Here is a 16,294-nt window from a genome sequence, read left to right as displayed (position 1 = left end):
CACGGAGGCGCATTTTAGAGATTTTCCACCCCGCGTCAACTGATATTTCGTTGGCGGGGGTGCATTTGCTGTAAAAACCGGCAGGAAGTTGCCGGGCAGTGAGCCGGCGTCAGCACCATTAACCGTAATCAGCGGTTACTTTGCCCGGCTGCCACGCCCGTAAACACTGCGGTAAACGCGGAAACGGCCGGTCTGGGCCAGTACTTCATGGTTGCCGAACGTTTCATCCAGTACCTGAGGGTAAGGTAAAAAGGCATTTGCCACGATCCGTAATTCGCCACCGGTATTCAGATGCCTGGCCGCACCCCGGATTAATGCGTTTGCGGCATCAAGGCTGGTTTGCAGTCCTTCATGAAACGGCGGGTTCGAAATAATCATATCGAAGCGACCGGTAACATCAGAAAAGACGTTGCTGGCAAAGACTTCCCCTTCCACGTCATTGGCGGCCAGGGTTAATTTGCTGGCCGCTAATGCTGCGGCATTAACATCGGTCAGCCAGAGACGGGCTTTCGGTGAATGTTTGGCCAGGGTCACGGATAGTACGCCTGCACCGCAGCCGACATCCAGTACTTTGCCTTTGGTATGGGCGCTGAGTGTGGACAGTAATAACGCACTGCCTGCATCCAGACCATCACGACTGAATACTCCGGGCAATGTGGTAATGGTCAGCCCATTGCTCTGGTAGTGGTTAATAAAACGGTCGGCATCGAATTCCGGCTGTTTTTCGAGGCGACCGTGATATAAGCCGCAACGGCGGGCGCTGTCTATTTTCGTGACCGCAGCCCAGGGAGCCAGCATGGCTTCGGCGCTGCGCACTCCGCTGCGGTTTTCACCGATGATAAAAATATCGCTGCCCACGGGGAGCAGGGATAACAGGTTTTGCAGCTGAAACTGGGCTTCCGGTTTGTTTTTTGGCCAGTAATACACCAGAGTGTCACAGCCGCTGACCATACGGGTATCAGCTACCAGGCTGAAACTGGCATCGTCACCCATCCGCGGGTGCAGATTTTGCCAGTGATGATATTGCTGGGTATGTACTTTGCGGGATGCGGTCAGTAACTGTGACGGCAGGTCGTCCTGCAGGTCCCCGGCAAATAAAACATGGCGGGTTTCGAACTCTTCACTGTGGCGCAGTATGACTTCACTCGCCGGTGTATACGCGGACATATTAACTCCTTATTCTTAAGCCCGGTGATTATAGTGGTTTGTTGGCGCATGTACGATGGGTTTGCTAGCATAGGCGCGTAATCTTCTTACCGGCGGACATCATTTATGGCAAACAGGCGTGACTGGCTGTTACAGCAGATGGGTATTACCCAGTACCGGCTCCATCACCCGAGGGCATTACAGGGAGAAGTCGCTGTGCGCTTATCCCCTGATACCCGGCTGGTGATCGTTACCGCCGACCCGCAGCCATCGGCGACGGGTTTTCTGCAGGATGTGCTTCGCAGCCTGGGGCTACGGCAACATCAGTCAGTGACGGTCAGCGAACGACAGTTATCGATGCTGCCGGAGCCATTGAACTGCCCGGTATGGCTGCTGGGGATTCCGGCGGACCGACAGTATGCAGCGGTACAATTAGCCACCCCCCCGCTGAGTGAACTTATTAATAACAGTGCGGCTAAACGCACCCTGTGGCAACAGATAACAACTTATGACAGTCATTTCTTCCCTCGCGCCTGAAGACCAGGTGCTGGCGCTGGCAATTGAGCAGCGCTGTCATGCTTTTCCCTGGTCGGCGGCAACCTTTGCCGGTAATCAGGGTGAACGCTACCTGAACTATCGTATCGATGCTGACGGTAAAATGGCCGGTTTTGCCATTACCCAGATCGTACTGGATGAAGCTTCATTGTTTAATATTGCGGTTGATCCTGACTTCCAGCGGCGTGGTTATGCGCGGCAATTGCTGGAACATCTGATCAATGAGTTAGCGGCCCGCGGTGTTCTGACCCTCTGGCTTGAAGTCAGAGAATCGAACCTGCCGGCGATAGCACTCTATGAACAGCTGGGCTTCAATCAGGTCTCACTCAGACCACGTTACTACCCGACAGCGACCGGCCGTGAGGATGCACTCCTGATGGCACTGGTACTGTAACCTGATTCTATTGCTGGCGGAGCCCCGATGCTGGATACACTGGATTGCATTATTTTTGATGCTGATGAAACCCTCTTTTCTTTTGACGCTTTTCACGGTTTACAGCAAGTGTTCACTGCCTGTGGTGCGGAATTTTCAGCTGAGGATTATGCTGAATATCAGGCCCTGAATAAGCCACTATGGGTTGATTACCAGGAAGGTAAAATTACTGCGGCACAATTACAGGTGCAGCGCTTTATCCCTCTGGCTGCACGACTGAATGTCAGACCGGAACAGCTGAATGATAGTTTTCTGCTGGCGATGGCCGATATCTGCAGGCCGTTACCCGGCGCAGAACAGTTGCTGGATAGCCTGAAAGGCAAAGTCCGGCTGGCGATTATTACCAACGGTTTTACCCGGTTACAGCAACTCAGGCTGGAGCGAACCGGCTTCAGTGATTACTTTGATGCACTGGTCATTTCCGAACAACTGGGGATTGCCAAACCTGATCGGGCTATTTTTGATTACACCCTGCAACAACTGGGAAATCCGCCCGCCGACAGAGTGCTGATGGTGGGAGATACCCCCGAGTCTGATATTCTCGGAGGGATTAATGCCGGTCTGAAAACCTGCTGGCTGGATCATGGCACCCGCAGCCTGCCTGCGACCCTGCGGCCTGACTGGCAGGTCAGGGATCTGGCGGCGCTGCAGGCGCTTCTGGCCGCCGGCTAACATACAGCCACTGTTTTGCGGCAGTGGCTGGTCAGGTGCAGATTACTGGTTTCAGTCAGCGCCGGCTGTCCGATAACCTGACCCGCCGGATATCACAGTACAGATAATGACGGCAGGATTAACGTGAAGCCCGTCGTCTTTTTTTGTTTTTCGCCGCACGCCGTGGTTTGCCGGCGGTTTTTTTTGCCGGCGGGTTGTCATCGTCTTCCGGCTCAGCCGCGACCGGCTGGCTGGCTGTGAGCAGGAATGGCGACTGCTGCCAGTGGCTGCGCCGGTTTCTGAGTAATGTCCGGCTGAGCACCAGCCCGATAGCCAGCGAAAGCAGCATCATCAGGCGCAGAATATTGGTGGTGTTATCAACCTGCCGTGACTCGGTGGCCAGTACATGAGTATCCAGCGTCATTCTCAGAAATCCCTGCGGACCATTTTTTCCCTCTACCGGTTGTACTATCTGGTGATTGAAATAACTGCCAGCCCGCTGGCCATCAAGCGCCAGACGGTCTCTTACCGGAATTGTTTCCCCACGATGGGCGATAAGTGCTCCGCTGGGATCGTAGACCGAAGCATCGAGTATCCTGCTGCCGGTAGTCAGTTGCTGTAAAACAGCATCAATCTGGTTTTGACGATTATTACTGTCACCCAGCAGAGGCTGCAGACTAAAAGCCACCTGCCGCGCCAGAGTATTAGCCAGTTCTTCAACTTGTGTTGACTGAACTTTCTGGCGATTCAGGCTAAACCATGAGGCCCCCTGCATCAGTAATACCAGCAAGGCCAGACAGGCAAGAGTGATCAGCGTGCGGTGCAGCGTAAACTTTATTTTCTGTTTTGCCATGGGCGGCGTGTCTCATTCCTGACGCGAATAATCGTAATGACTTATGGTTTATGTTGCCAGAATAGCCGCACTCGGGGTAGCCTCTTGCGTGGTTTTGTTGTCCCCTACAGGAGCTCTGATGCCAAACCGTCTTACCTGGTGTGATCTGCCTGCCGATGTTGCGCAATGGCCGGGTCTGCCTTTATCTCTCAGTGGCGATGAAGTTATGCCGCTGGATTACCGTGCCGGAAGCACTGGCTGGTTACTTTACGGACAGGGGCTGGATAAACAGCGTCTGACGGATTATCAGCACCGGCTGGGTGCTGCAATGGTTATTGTCAGTGGCTGGACCATTGATGATTTTCAGGTGATACGCCTTGCCGGCTCCCTGACGCCAAGAGCCAGTAAACTGGCCCATGAGTCTGGTCTGGATGTGGTGCCGCTGGGATCACTTCCGCACCTGAAAACCCCCGGTTTGCTGGTCATGGATATGGATTCGACTGCGATCGAGATCGAATGTATTGATGAAATTGCCAAACTGGCAGGCTGTGGTGAACAGGTGGCTGAAGTCACAGAGCGGGCAATGCGCGGCGAGCTGGACTTCGAAGCCAGTCTGCGGCAGAGGGTTGCCGCTCTGAAAGGCGCTGATGCAACCATCCTGAAACAGGTCCGTGATGAATTGCCCTTTATGGCGGGTTTGCGTTCGATGGTGGCTGAATTACAGTCTTATGGCTGGAAAGTCGCCATTGCTTCCGGGGGATTCACTTTTTTTGCCGATTATCTGCGTGACCAGCTGGACCTGGTGGCAGTGGCCGCCAATGAACTGGAAATTTTTGATGGTCGCCTGACCGGCAATGTAACCGGCCCGGTTGTCGATGCTAAATATAAAGCGGTAACTCTGGAAAAACTGGCCACGCGCTTTGATATACCTAAGCAGCAGACTGTGGCTATCGGTGACGGTGCTAACGATTTACTGATGATGAAGGCTGCCGGGCTGGGGATTGCTTACCATGCCAAACCGAAGGTTAATGAGAAAGCCAGTGTCACTATCCATAATGCCTCTCTGACCGGAGTACTCTGTATTCTGAGCGGTGGCCTGATCCGTGAACATTAATAAGCTGAGGAGTTGTTTTGGCCAAAGCGGCGAAACGTGCATACGTTTGTAATGAATGCGGTGCTGATTACCCGCGCTGGCAGGGGCAATGCAGTGCCTGTCAGGCCTGGAACAGTATTACCGAAGTCCGCATCGCTTCCACGCCTGCGGCTGCCCGTAATGAGCGGTTATCCGGTTATGCAGGCAGTGCCGGGGTATCGAAGGTTCAGAAACTTTCAGAAATCAGTCTGGAAGCGTTGCCCCGTTTTTCGACCGGATTTAAAGAGTTCGACCGCGTACTGGGCGGCGGAGTGGTACCAGGCAGTGCAATTCTGATAGGCGGTAATCCGGGCGCGGGTAAATCAACCCTGTTACTGCAGACGCTCTGTAAGCTGGGACAACAGATGAAAACCCTGTATGTGACCGGTGAAGAGTCGTTACAGCAGGTCGCTATGCGGGCACATCGGTTAGGTTTACCGACCGATAATCTGAATATGCTGTCGGAAACCAGCATTGAACAAATCTGTCAGATCGCCGCAGAGGAAAAACCCCGCCTGATGGTGATTGACTCCATCCAGGTTATGCATATGGCTGATATCCAGTCATCACCCGGCAGTGTATCTCAGGTGCGTGAAACGGCGGCATTTCTGACTCGTTTCGCCAAGATGCATGATGTGGCGATTATTATGGTCGGGCATGTCACTAAAGACGGGTCACTGGCCGGGCCAAAAGTCCTGGAGCACTGTATCGATTGTTCCGTCTTACTGGATGGTGATGCGGACTCCCGTTTCCGTACGCTGCGCAGCCATAAAAACCGTTTCGGTGCGGTTAATGAGCTGGGGGTCTTCGCCATGACCGAACAGGGAATGCGTGAAGTCAGCAATCCGTCAGCGATTTTCCTGTCACGCGGTGATGAAGTGACGTCGGGCAGTTCGGTGGTGGTGGTCTGGGAAGGTACCCGGCCATTGCTGGTGGAGATTCAGGCGCTGGTGGATCATTCGATGATGGGTAATCCGCGCAGGGTAGCTGTCGGGCTGGAACAAAACCGGTTAGCTATTCTGCTGGCAGTGCTGCATCGCCACGGTGGTTTGCAGATGGCAGACCAGGATGTATTTGTTAACGTGGTCGGGGGCGTAAAAGTCACCGAAACCAGTGCAGACCTGGCACTCTTGCTGGCAATGGTATCCAGTCTGCGTGACCGGCCACTGCCTCAGGACCTGGTGATCTTTGGTGAGGTCGGTCTGGCCGGAGAAATCCGCCCTGTGCCCAGTGGTCAGGAGCGTATTTCTGAGGCGGCAAAACATGGGTTTCGTCGTGCTATTGTTCCGTCAGCCAATGCCCCGAAAAAACCCCCGGCAGGTATGACGGTATATACCGTGAAAAAACTGGCTGATGCGCTGGATATATTAGAAGATCTGGCGTAGTAGCTGATTCAGCACAGTGTCCGGGGCGTGTTTCCGGTCACTGTCCTTTATGACCGGCAGCCCCGCAGAGTCAGCGCCCGGGCTGTTATCCGGCAGATGACCAGAGGCTACTGATGTCGACTTATGACTATCTGAAAAAGGCAATTCGTCAGCAAGGACATACCCTGCAGCAGGTTGCTGATGCTTGTGATATGACCAAGGGTTACCTGAGTCAGTTGATTAATGCCAAAATTAACAGCCCCAGTGCCCGCAAACTGGAAGCCCTGCACCGGTTTCTCGGGCTGGAGTTCCCGCGCAGGGAAAAAACCGTCGGGGTAGTGTTTGGTAAGTTTTACCCTTTGCATACCGGACATATTTACCTGATCCAGCGTGCCTGCAGCCAGGTCGATGAACTGCATATTATTATGGGTCATGATGATCCGCGCGATCGTCTGCTGTTTGAAAACAGCGCTATGTCTGAACAGCCGACGACCAGTGACCGCCTGCGCTGGCTGTTACAGACCTTCAAATATCAGAAAAATATTCGTATTCACTCATTTAACGAAGAGGGCATGGAGCCTTATCCTCATGGCTGGGATGTCTGGAGCCAGGGGATGAAGCATTTCCTGGCAGAACATAATATTACACCTGACAAGGTGTATACCAGCGAAGCGGCCGATGCTCCGATGTTTGAGAAGCACCTCGCCATCCGCGCGGTACTGGTCGATCCGGATCGCTCATTTATGAATATCAGCGGTAAACAAATCCGTCAGGATCCGTTCCGTTACTGGGAATATATACCGACTGAAGTTAAACCCTTTTTTGTGCGCAAGGTGGCCTTACTGGGCGGTGAGTCAAGCGGGAAATCCACCCTGGTAAACAAGCTGGCGAATATTTTTAATACCACCAGTGCCTGGGAATATGGCCGTGATTATGTGTTTTCTCATCTCGGGGGCGATGAAATAGCACTGCAATATTCTGATTACGATAAAATTGCCCTCGGCCAGGCGCAGTATATTGATTTTGCAGTAAAGTATGCCAATAAAGTCGCCTTTATTGATACGGATTTTGTGACTACTCAGGCTTTCTGTGTGAAATATGAAGGCCGTGAACATCCGTTTGTGCAGGCGATGATCGATGAATACCGGTTCGATCTGGTGATTGTGCTGGAGAATAATGTGCCCTGGGTAGCCGACGGGCTGCGTAGCCTGGGGAGTTCTGTCGACCGGCGTGAATTCCAGACGATGTTGCTGGAGATGCTGGAAGAGAACGATATCCGTTATATCCGGGTAAAAGAAGACGACTATGATTCGCGTTTTCTGCGTTGTATCGAACTGGTAACACATATGCTGGAACATCCGGCAGAGCAGCCGGCAGACAGGACCTGATACTCGCGTTATGGCTGACTATCACAAGGCCTCCCCGGCAGGGAGGCCTTGTGATTCAGGCGTCAGATTACTTAGTCATACGCTTGTATTTGATACGCTTTGGTTCCAGGGCTTCAGCGCCGAGGGTGCGTTTTTTGTACTCTTCATATTCGGTAAAGTTACCTTCGAAGAATGCGACGTTACCCTCATCCTGGTAGTCGAGGATATGGGTGGCAATTCGGTCAAGAAACCAGCGGTCATGGGAAATGACCATTGCGCAGCCGGGGAACTCCAGCAGGGCATTTTCCAGGGCGCGCAGTGTTTCCACGTCCAGGTCATTGGTCGGTTCATCCAGTAATAACAGGTTACCGCCGACCTGCAGCAGCTTCGCCAGGTGTAAACGCCCGCGTTCACCGCCGGATAATTCACCGACTCGTTTCCCCTGGTCAGTGCCTTTGAAATTGAAACGGCCGACGTAGGCACGGCTTGGCATTTCAAAGTTACCAATTTTCATGATGTCCTGGCCGCCTGAAACTTCTTCCCACACGGTTTTGCTGTTGTCCATGGCATCACGGAACTGGTCAACGGACGCCAGTTTAACGGTTTCACCCAGTTCAATGCTGCCTGAGTCTGGCTGTTCCTGACCTGATAACATGCGGAACAGGGTTGATTTACCCGCGCCGTTGGCACCGATAATTCCGACGATAGCCCCTTTAGGGACGGAGAAGCTTAAATCATCGATCAGTAAGCGATCGCCGTAACTTTTCGTCAGATGGGAAACTTCCACGACTTTATCGCCCAGACGTGCTCCCGGCGGGATAAACAGTTCACTGGTTTCGTTACGTTTCTGGTACTCAACACTGTTCAGTTCATCAAAACGCGCCAGTCGGGCTTTACCTTTAGACTGGCGTCCTTTGGCGCCCTGGCGTACCCATTCCAGCTCTTTTTCGATCGATTTACGGCGGGCAGCTTCAGAAGACGCTTCCTGTGCCAGGCGTTGATCTTTTTGTTCCAGCCAGGATGAGTAGTTACCTTCCCATGGAATACCTTCACCGCGGTCAAGCTCGAGGATCCACCCGGCAACATTATCAAGGAAGTAACGGTCGTGGGTGATAGCCACAACAGTCCCTTCGAAATCGTGCAGGAAGCGCTCCAGCCATGCAACGGACTCGGCATCCAGGTGGTTCGTCGGTTCGTCGAGCAGCAGCATGTCAGGTTTCTCTAACAGCAGACGACATAAGGCCACACGGCGGCGTTCGCCTCCGGACAGTGTGCCAATTCTGGCATCCCAGTCTGGCAGACGCAGTGCATCCGCAGCACGTTCTAAATGGGTGTTCAGATTATGGCCGTCATGCGCTTGGATAATTTCTTCCAGCCGTCCCTGTTCTGCCGCCAGTTTATCAAAATCAGCTTCAGGCTCTGCGTACAATGCATAGACTTCATCCAGACGCTTCAGAGCACCGACGACTTCAGACATGGCTTCTTCGACGGATTCACGGACACTGTGTTCCGGGTTCAGCTGAGGCTCCTGGGGAAGATAGCCAATTTTCAGGCCCGGCTGAGGACGGGCTTCACCTTCAATATCAGTATCGATACCGGCCATGATGCGCAGCAGGGTGGATTTACCGGCACCGTTAAGTCCCAGAACACCGATTTTTGCGCCCGGGAAAAAACTCAGGGAGATGTTCTTCAGAATATGCCGTTTTGGCGGGACAACCTTGCCCACGCGATGCATGCTGTAAACGAATTGAGCCACGAGAATGAGCCTCTTTTAATGCGTATTGATCATAATAATTCAGGGGAGGAGTGTAGCCTGTTTCTGCCTATAATCACAGACACCCCGCCGGATGTTGGCCCGGAAAACTGCCCGGCTTTCCGGGCAGGGCCGTGAACCGGCATTGGCAGCGGTTAGCCTGTTGCGGGAGGGATATTGCCTGACGCCGTACGTCGGGACGGTTTTCTGCCGGGCAAACTGATGATGACCAGACAGAGAATAATGAATCCGATACCGGCCCAGCCAGTTACCGGCAACCGTTCGCCGACCAGTGTGACCGCCAGCAATGCTGCCACCACCGGTTCTGTCAGCGTCAGGGTGGTGGCGGTACTGGCTTTGATACGCGCCAGTCCGTAACCATAGCAAAGGTAGCCAATAAACATGGGGACCAGTGCCATGTAAAGGGCAACACAGGTATTGGTGACTGAAGCCAGCAACGGAGCCCCGCTAAGCAACAGCACAGGGATCAACAGTAAACCACCGGCACCAAAGGTCGATCCCATTGCCGCACTGGCACTGACACCGTTATTCATCATCCGTCGTGCAGACCAGGAATACAGTGCATAAGTCAGCCCGGCAAGCAGGCCGAGCAGGATACCGGCCGCTGTTTGCAGACTGTCACCCGCAGCAGCGGCATTGCCTTCGGCAATACATAACAGCACTATCCCTGCGACACCGGTCATTGCACCGGTGAGCCACTGCCGGCTGAGGGAATGACCGTCAAACCAGTATTCAATCAGTGCCGAGAGTAGCGGGGCAGAGCCGATGGAAATCACCGTGCCCGCGGCGACACCGGCATAATGCATGGCAGCATAGAATGCCAGCGGATAGACAGCCACAGCCAGGGCACCGGCCAACAGAAAATTGCGGTTTGCAGCCATTTCTTTGCGTCCGGCGAGGATCGTCGGCAGGGCCAGCAGTGCCTGCAACAGGCCGCCACTGCCCATAGCGACTGAACCAATCGCCAGCGGACTGACACCGGTGGCAAAGGTGGCTGCGGTACCAGTGGTGCCCCATAAGATAGCGGCAATAAGGACAGCGATAATGCCTGACACAGGGTGTGGTTTGCTGTGGCTCACAGGGCCTCCGTCAGTATTCTGGCCATTTCAGCAGCCTGCTGAACATAGTGGCTGTTACCTTCCAGTCCGGCCCGTGAGATACTTCCCTCCAGCAAAAATGACAGGTGGCGAGCCAGTAAATCACTGCGCTGATGGTCGGGCGTTAACTGGCTGAGATGTTGCTTAAGAATATCTTCCACTTGCTGCTTATGTCTGCTGATTGCCTGACGTCCCGCGGATCCGGTCGGCAATTCGGCTGCGGCATTCAGTAAGCCACAGCCACGAAAGGCGTGTTCATAGTCAAACCCGGCATGATCTGCATAGGCGCTGAAAACCGCCATGACTCCTTCCTGAGGCGAGATGATCTCTGCGGCTCTGCGCTGGTAAAGATCCAGCCATTGCTGGTGACGGGCAGTGATATAAGCCTCTATCAGTGCGTCTTTCGAACTAAAATTGTTATACAGGCTTTTTTTCGCTACCCCGGCCCGTTTTACCAGCGCATCAATGCCGGTGGCGGTAATGCCGTAGTTATAGAACAGTACCTGTGCAGCCTTAAGTAATTTATCGCTGGCGGAGGATATATTGTCCGGAGTCATGTGATTATTGATTCGCTATAGTGAAGTAGGTAGACCAGTATACCTATCCGTGATGTGCAGATCGATGCTGACGGGAAAGTGTTTTCCGCCGGACGGGGAGAGACGGCCTTTAAGTCAAGCTGAGTAAATTTTTTACAGATCATAGTCAGTGAGCATTTAACCCGCTAGCATGGACAGTGGCGGGCGATATATTTACCGGCAGCAGGCGATAAGAGGAGAAACGAGTGATTAGGTGGAAGCATTGGGTATTGGGTATCTGTCTGACAGGGGTTGCCGGGTTGAGTCAGGCTGACTCATTAGACCAGCAACGTCAGCGCTATCAGCAAATTAAACAGGCCTGGGATAACAACCAAATGGATGTGGTGGCGCAAATGATGCCATCTCTGAAAGACTATCCTTTGTATCCTTACCTTGAGTATCGTCTGTTGTCTCAGGATCTTAATCAGGAAACCTCGCTGGCCATCTCTGATTTTGTGAAAAAATACCCGACACTACCGTCATCCTACAGCCTGAAAAACCGTTTTATTAATGAACTGGCGAGACGTCAGGACTGGCAGGGATTACTCAGTTTTAGTCCTGCCCGGCCAGCACCGGTACAGGCGCAATGTAACTGGTACTATGCAAACTGGGCGACAGGTAAACAGCAACTGGCCTGGGAAGGCGCCAAAAAATTATGGCTGACAGGGACTAACCTGCCAGCAAGTTGTGACGCATTATTTTCGGCCTGGCAGTCCTCAGCACAGTTCAGCCCCACGGCGGTATTACAGCGGGTCGTTCTGGCATTTAACGCTGATAATAATGGCCTGCTACGGCATCTGCTTACCATGCTACCGCCGGATTATACTACGCTGAGCAGTGCGCTGGATGCGTTACAGAAAACCCCGCAGGCGGTCAGCAGTTTCGCCAGTGCCGTATCACCGGACGATTTCAGCCGACAGATCACCCTGATCGCTTTCAACCGTCTGGCGAGGCAGGATGCAGAAAATGCCCGCGGACTTATTCCGTCGCTGGTTTCTGCGCAAAAAATGTCCGGCGCGCAGGCTCAGATGATGAAAGAAGCCGTAGCCTGGCAGTTTATGGGGGCAGATATTACCTCTGAACAGATGCGCTGGCGTGATGCGGTGGTTATGGACAGTGACTCGACGGCACTGATCGAACGACGGGTCCGTCAGGCAATTTCTGACAATGATCACCGCGGACTGAATACCTGGATTGCCCGGTTACCGGTGGAAGCCAAACAGAAAGATGAGTGGCAATACTGGCAGGCCTGCCTGCTGCTGGAGCAGGGCCACAAACAGCAGGCTGATCAGATCCTCCGTACTCTGATGACACAACGTGGTTTTTATCCGATGGTGGCAGCCCAGAAGCTGGGCGTACCTTATAAGCTGACCATTGACCCGGCACCGGCACCAGTGGCCGGTTTGTCTCAGGGGGCGGAAATTGCCAGGGTCAGGGAGCTTATGTACTGGGGGATGGACAATCTGGCCCGCAGCGAATGGGCAAATCTGATTCACAGCAAACCGCAGCTTCAGCAGAGGATGCTGGCCCGCTATGCCAGCGAACAGCAGTGGTGGGACTTAAGTGTACAGGCGACAATCACTGCTAAAATGTGGGACAGCCTGAAAGAACGCTTTCCTCTGGCGTGGCAGCAATATTACCAGCAGTATTCGGCTGGGAAAGCTATCCCGGTAAGTTATGCGATGGCCATTTCCCGGCAGGAAAGTGCCTGGAACCCGAAAATACGCTCCCCGGTCGGTGCCAGTGGTCTGATGCAGGTAATGCCTGCAACCGCAGCCCATACAGTAAAAATGTTTCCTGTCAGCGGTTATAACAACAGCAGCCAGTTATTGGATCCGCTGATGAATATCCAGATCGGCATGCAGTACCTTGATTATGTCTATCGTCAGTTTGATCAGAACCGTATTTACTCCTCTGCGGCTTATAATGCCGGCCCGGCCAGGGTACGTAAGTGGCAGGCGATCAGTGGCGGTAAACTGGATGTTGTCGGATTTATCGAAACTATCCCCTTTGCAGAAACCCGTAACTATGTGAAGAACGTGCTGGCATATGATGCTTATTATCGTTATTTCATGGGACAGCCGGATCAGGTGTTACAGGATGCAGAGTGGAAGAGCCGCTATTGAGTATGCTATGCTTCCGTACTCATCAATGAGTACGGAAGCCATCTATGTTGCCCTCTGTCAATGCAGAAGAAAATTTTGAATTTAACTGGTCACGTTTCGTGAATTTAATGAAACAGGCAGTGGAGGATCAGCAGACGGAAACATTATTACAATTAATGATGACGCCGGATGAACGTGAGGCCCTGGCGACCCGCCTGAGGATTATTGAAGAACTGATGCGCGGGGAGATCAGTCAGCGACAGTTAAAAGACCAGCTGGGGGTGGGCATCGCGACCATCACTCGTGGCTCTAACAGTCTGAAAGAGTCTCCGGCGGCATTCAGACAATGGCTGGAATCTCAGTTGTCTCTGAATACTGATCAGCGGTAGTAAGGGTGCTGTAGCGGACATAACGCCAGTAACAGTGCCTGATGATAAACCGAAGTGCGGGTCAGACGACCTTCGGTTAATACGCCGAGAGCCCCCCCTTTATGTTTAATATTTTCAATACCGGTCAGCTCCGCCATTATTTCCCCCAGTTCTCTGCCGTGCTGAAGTTGTTCTGATACGGCGGGCGGCAGCAAAAAGCTGGCAGAACGGGATTCTCCCCGCTGGCTGGTATTCTCTATAACTATCCATGCAAAAGCATGTGCTCCGTCGATGCCGGCTTCTATTGCAACCCAGAAGTCGGCATCCGGCTGACGGTTACGGGCATTGGCAACCCGCTGGCGGGCTCCGGTCAGGGTTTCTGTATCGCTGATGGGCTGAGCACGTACACCGCTGTCGGTGTCAGCCGCAGAAATCTGACACTGATTGACACCAAAGACATCTTCAAAAGCCTGTAAGATAGCACTGATTTTTGCGGGGTTGCTGGTAGCGGCGACAACGTGGTACATAATAGTCAATTCACTCAGGTCGGTGGGATACGCCGGCCCAGTATAATGGATAGATAATATGCTACAAGTCTTTCTGGTTCGTCATGGTGAAACCCTGTGGAATACGGAACGTCGCCTTCAGGGGCAAAGTGATAGTCCGTTAACTGCACAGGGAGAGTTGCAGGCAAAGCAGGTGGGAGAACGCCTCAAGTCTTATGGGATCACGCATATTATCAGCAGTGATTTAGGCAGGACTCTTCAGACCGCCAACATTATTGCACAGTACTGTTGTTGTCCGGTGTCGACCGACAGCCGTTTACGGGAGCTGGATATGGGTGTCCTGGAAACCCGGCAACTGAGAGAGTTGAGTGCAGAAGAAGAGGGCTGGCGTAAGTCGCTGGTGGATGGTAGTGAAGAAGGGCAGATTCCGGGGGGCGAAACCATGTTTGCGCTGGCCGATCGTATGCAACAGGCTCTGGATGCCTGCCGGGAATTACCTGCGGGCAGCAGGCCTTTACTGGTCAGTCATGGAATGGCTCTGGGGGTATTAATCAGTACGCTGCTGGGCTTACCCGCGTGGGCGGAACGGCGTTTACGTCTGCGAAACTGTTCTTTGTCACGGGTCGATTATCAGAACAGTGAGTGGCTGGCGAATGGCTGGGTGGTGGAAACTGCCGGTGATGTTGCGCATCTGACCGCAGATGCTCTGGATGAACTGCAACGCCAGGTATAATTTCCCTGTTCCCGCAGAGGGGCTCAGGGAAATTATAAACGGGTCAGGCAGCCCGTCGGCTTTCGTTACGGATAGGGATCAGATATTCGCAGGTCAGCTCGGCGGTATTTTCTTTGGTGAGTTTACCGCCTGGCGTATAAAAACGTTCGATATCCTGACCGGCACGCCGTGTCAGACCGAGAGTCGGCATACAGGTGCTGTACAGGACCAGAATAAAGTCCTGCAGCTGTTCCTTCGGCCCTTTATAGCTGAACTGCACATAATCTCCGCCTTCGAGAATAATCTTCTGCGCTGACTGAAGGCTATCTCCGGCATCGTTCTCAGCAACCGCAGTGGTGTACAGGATGTCCTGCTCATCTTCTTTATCGGCGCTGGTACGTACCTGATGCAGACCATACAGAATCTGTGGTGCTGAGTCCGTATCATGCAGAAACTGACGCCAGAAATGGCTGCGCATCTCTGCCCGGTAAACCGAAATCTGCTCCAGCGTACAGCTGTAGTTTTGCGTCTGTCCCATCAGCGTTGTTTCCGGCAAGCTGATAAAGACCGGTTGCGGCATAGAAAACTCGCCCATACGAATAGGCGGCCGCAGGCCGTAAGAGTTCCAGTCAGATGCGCGGCGGTAACCGGCAGGCGTCTGATTAAATTGTTTCTTAAACGCGCGGGTAAATGTCTGCTGAGAATCAAACCGGTATTGCAGAGCAATGTCCAGGATTGGACGACTGGTAAGTCTCAGAGCGACAGCTGCTTTGGATAAACGCCTGGCGCGGATATAAGCCCCGATAGCATGACCTGTAACGTTTTTAAACATCCGCTGCAAATGCCATTTGGAGTAACCGGCTTTGAACGCAACATTATCCAGAGATAAAGGTTGGTCCAGGTGGCTCTCCAGCCAGACAAGCAAATCGCGAATGATACCAGCTTGGTCCATATTACATCCTCACAGTCCTGGTTGGCACAATTGAACAGTCATTATTTATAAATATAAGAATAGCATTTAATGCAAAAATAACCGGAAAGTTACAACTGTATCGTTTCCGGTTGTTACAATAATTCCATGCGACTAAGGAATACTTGAAGCTATCAATAATAACCTTATATTGATTATTCAGTAATCACCTAATAAGCGGTAACTTAATGAAAATCAAAAAACTACAGTATTTTATTAATAAACTTGCAGCCGCAGGCTGCGTATTCTTTACGCTTTCGGGGGGAGTACATGCCGAAGAGATAGGCTCTGTAGATACGGTTTTTAAATTTTTAGGCCCCGATCATAAGATTGTAATCGAAGCCTTTGATGATCCGGATGTTAAAAATGTTACATGTTATATCAGCAGAGCAAAAACGGGCGGTATAAAAGGCGGATTAGGGCTGGCGGAAGATACGGCTGATGCGGCGATTTCCTGCCAGCAGGTCGGGCCGGTAACTGTGCCGGATAACCTGAAACCGGGTGAAGCCAGTGTGGTATTTAAAAAGCGTACTTCTCTGATATTTAAGAAGCTTCAGGTCGTTCGTTTTTACGATAAAACCCGTAATACTCTGGTATATCTGAGCTATTCAGACAAGCTGGTGGACGGCTCACCAAAAAATGCGATAAGTGCGGTACCCATAATGCCGTGGCATTAATTATCTGGCACAAAATGCAAAAAAAAGCCC

Annotated in this window: 17 protein-coding genes; 10 read left to right on the top strand and 7 right to left on the bottom strand. The window is 52.5% G+C overall.

The genetic code is table 11. The features are described from left to right. Positions 1-135: 135 nt before the first annotated feature. Positions 136-1,167: a 16S rRNA (guanine(1207)-N(2))-methyltransferase RsmC gene (gene rsmC / locus JK216_RS03230; RefSeq protein WP_212707042.1), complete on the bottom strand. Its 1,032-nt coding sequence runs from the start codon at positions 1,165-1,167 to the stop codon at positions 136-138. Between the two features lie 105 nt (positions 1,168-1,272). On the opposite strand from rsmC, the gene JK216_RS03225 reads away from it, so the two are divergent. The 3 genes from JK216_RS03225 to yjjG are packed head-to-tail and all read left to right on the top strand — an operon-like array spanning position 1,273 to position 2,806. After that, entirely contained in the window at positions 1,273-1,683 is a 411-nt protein-coding gene (locus JK216_RS03225) for a DNA polymerase III subunit psi (RefSeq protein WP_212707041.1), read from the top strand. Continuing rightward, positions 1,655-2,095 carry a ribosomal protein S18-alanine N-acetyltransferase gene (gene rimI, locus JK216_RS03220; RefSeq protein ID WP_212711902.1) on the top strand — a complete coding sequence of 147 codons (441 nt, stop codon included), beginning with the start codon at positions 1,655-1,657 and terminating at the stop codon, positions 2,093-2,095. Before JK216_RS03225 ends, rimI begins: the two co-directional genes overlap by 29 nt. Positions 2,096-2,122: 27 nt before the next feature. After that, positions 2,123-2,806 (top strand): pyrimidine 5'-nucleotidase, encoded by a 684-nt coding sequence (yjjG, locus tag JK216_RS03215; RefSeq protein WP_212707039.1) that lies wholly within the window; start codon positions 2,123-2,125, stop codon positions 2,804-2,806. A gap of 118 nt (positions 2,807-2,924) precedes the next feature. Here yjjG and JK216_RS03210 read toward each other — a convergent pair whose 3' ends face one another. Then, positions 2,925-3,638, bottom strand: coding sequence for a YtjB family periplasmic protein (locus JK216_RS03210; protein WP_212707038.1), 714 nt, complete (start codon positions 3,636-3,638; stop codon positions 2,925-2,927). Positions 3,639-3,756: 118 nt separating this feature from the next. Here JK216_RS03210 and serB point away from each other — a divergent pair, with 118 nt between their 5' ends. The 3 genes from serB to nadR all read left to right on the top strand — a co-directional run bounded on the left by serB (position 3,757) and on the right by nadR (position 7,501). Continuing rightward, a complete protein-coding gene (serB, locus tag JK216_RS03205; protein WP_212707037.1) occupies positions 3,757-4,731 on the top strand; it encodes a phosphoserine phosphatase in 975 nt (324 codons plus the stop codon). 17 nt (positions 4,732-4,748) lie between these two features. After that, positions 4,749-6,134 (top strand): DNA repair protein RadA, encoded by a 1,386-nt coding sequence (radA, locus tag JK216_RS03200; protein WP_212711903.1) that lies wholly within the window; start codon positions 4,749-4,751, stop codon positions 6,132-6,134. 113 nt (positions 6,135-6,247) lie between these two features. Then, positions 6,248-7,501 carry a multifunctional transcriptional regulator/nicotinamide-nucleotide adenylyltransferase/ribosylnicotinamide kinase NadR gene (gene nadR, locus JK216_RS03195; protein WP_212711904.1) on the top strand — a complete coding sequence of 418 codons (1,254 nt, stop codon included), beginning with the start codon at positions 6,248-6,250 and terminating at the stop codon, positions 7,499-7,501. 67 nt (positions 7,502-7,568) lie between these two features. Here the strand turns inward: nadR and ettA are convergent, their stop codons facing one another. The 3 genes from ettA to JK216_RS03180 all read right to left on the bottom strand — a co-directional run bounded on the left by ettA (position 7,569) and on the right by JK216_RS03180 (position 10,908). Then, positions 7,569-9,236 (bottom strand): energy-dependent translational throttle protein EttA, encoded by a 1,668-nt coding sequence (gene ettA, locus JK216_RS03190; RefSeq protein ID WP_212707034.1) that lies wholly within the window; start codon positions 9,234-9,236, stop codon positions 7,569-7,571. Between the two features lie 152 nt (positions 9,237-9,388). Beyond that, positions 9,389-10,333 (bottom strand): EamA family transporter, encoded by a 945-nt coding sequence (locus tag JK216_RS03185; protein WP_349290155.1) that lies wholly within the window; start codon positions 10,331-10,333, stop codon positions 9,389-9,391. Beyond that, on the bottom strand, positions 10,330-10,908 hold the full coding sequence (locus JK216_RS03180) for a TetR/AcrR family transcriptional regulator (RefSeq protein ID WP_212707033.1): 579 nt from the start codon (positions 10,906-10,908) through the stop codon (positions 10,330-10,332). Before JK216_RS03180 ends, JK216_RS03185 begins: the two co-directional genes overlap by 4 nt. A 224-nt stretch (positions 10,909-11,132) precedes the next feature. Between JK216_RS03180 and sltY the strand changes: the two genes are divergently transcribed. Continuing rightward, positions 11,133-13,052, top strand: coding sequence for a murein transglycosylase (gene sltY, locus JK216_RS03175; protein WP_212707032.1), 1,920 nt, complete (start codon positions 11,133-11,135; stop codon positions 13,050-13,052). Positions 13,053-13,096: 44 nt separating this feature from the next. Beyond that, on the top strand, positions 13,097-13,420 hold the full coding sequence (gene trpR / locus JK216_RS03170; protein WP_212707031.1) for a trp operon repressor: 324 nt from the start codon (positions 13,097-13,099) through the stop codon (positions 13,418-13,420). Here the strand turns inward: trpR and yjjX are convergent. Further along, positions 13,411-13,926: an inosine/xanthosine triphosphatase gene (gene yjjX / locus JK216_RS03165; RefSeq protein WP_212711905.1), complete on the bottom strand. Its 516-nt coding sequence runs from the start codon at positions 13,924-13,926 to the stop codon at positions 13,411-13,413. The two genes, trpR and yjjX, sit on opposite strands and share 10 nt — an antisense overlap. 58 nt (positions 13,927-13,984) lie before the next feature. Between yjjX and gpmB the strand changes: the two genes are divergently transcribed. Then, positions 13,985-14,638 (top strand): 2,3-diphosphoglycerate-dependent phosphoglycerate mutase GpmB, encoded by a 654-nt coding sequence (gene gpmB / locus JK216_RS03160; RefSeq protein WP_212707029.1) that lies wholly within the window; start codon positions 13,985-13,987, stop codon positions 14,636-14,638. 43 nt (positions 14,639-14,681) lie between these two features. On the opposite strand, the gene robA is transcribed toward gpmB, so the two are convergent. Next, positions 14,682-15,569, bottom strand: a complete 888-nt coding sequence (robA, locus tag JK216_RS03155) for an MDR efflux pump AcrAB transcriptional activator RobA (RefSeq protein ID WP_212707028.1) — start codon at positions 15,567-15,569, stop codon at positions 14,682-14,684. 206 nt (positions 15,570-15,775) lie between these two features. Between robA and creA the strand changes: the two genes are divergently transcribed. Next, positions 15,776-16,264, top strand: a complete 489-nt coding sequence (creA, locus tag JK216_RS03150) for a protein CreA (RefSeq protein ID WP_212707027.1) — start codon at positions 15,776-15,778, stop codon at positions 16,262-16,264. Positions 16,265-16,294: the final 30 nt, after the last annotated feature.

The organism is Tatumella sp. JGM94, from assembly GCF_018257595.1.
GTDB lineage: Bacteria > Pseudomonadota > Gammaproteobacteria > Enterobacterales > Enterobacteriaceae > Tatumella > Tatumella punctata.
Note: the sequence above shows the minus strand (reverse complement) of the source record. Positions and strands in the feature narration are given on the sequence as shown.

Excerpts from the sequence above, each read along its gene's own strand:
- robA (WP_212707028.1), bottom strand. The coding sequence starts at position 15,569 with ATGGACCAAGCTGGTATCATTCGCGATTTGCTTGTCTGGCTGGAGAGC.
- nadR (WP_212711904.1), top strand. The coding sequence starts at position 6,248 with ATGTCGACTTATGACTATCTGAAAAAGGCAATTCGTCAGCAAGGACAT.
- creA (WP_212707027.1), top strand. The coding sequence starts at position 15,776 with ATGAAAATCAAAAAACTACAGTATTTTATTAATAAACTTGCAGCCGCA.
- rsmC (WP_212707042.1), bottom strand. The coding sequence starts at position 1,167 with ATGTCCGCGTATACACCGGCGAGTGAAGTCATACTGCGCCACAGTGAA.
- trpR (WP_212707031.1), top strand. The coding sequence starts at position 13,097 with ATGTTGCCCTCTGTCAATGCAGAAGAAAATTTTGAATTTAACTGGTCA.
- yjjG (WP_212707039.1), top strand. The coding sequence starts at position 2,123 with ATGCTGGATACACTGGATTGCATTATTTTTGATGCTGATGAAACCCTC.
- serB (WP_212707037.1), top strand. The coding sequence starts at position 3,757 with ATGCCAAACCGTCTTACCTGGTGTGATCTGCCTGCCGATGTTGCGCAA.
- JK216_RS03180 (WP_212707033.1), bottom strand. The coding sequence starts at position 10,908 with ATGACTCCGGACAATATATCCTCCGCCAGCGATAAATTACTTAAGGCT.
- gpmB (WP_212707029.1), top strand. The coding sequence starts at position 13,985 with ATGCTACAAGTCTTTCTGGTTCGTCATGGTGAAACCCTGTGGAATACG.
- JK216_RS03225 (WP_212707041.1), top strand. The coding sequence starts at position 1,273 with ATGGCAAACAGGCGTGACTGGCTGTTACAGCAGATGGGTATTACCCAG.
- JK216_RS03210 (WP_212707038.1), bottom strand. The coding sequence starts at position 3,638 with ATGGCAAAACAGAAAATAAAGTTTACGCTGCACCGCACGCTGATCACT.
- yjjX (WP_212711905.1), bottom strand. The coding sequence starts at position 13,926 with ATGTACCACGTTGTCGCCGCTACCAGCAACCCCGCAAAAATCAGTGCT.
- rimI (WP_212711902.1), top strand. The coding sequence starts at position 1,655 with ATGACAGTCATTTCTTCCCTCGCGCCTGAAGACCAGGTGCTGGCGCTG.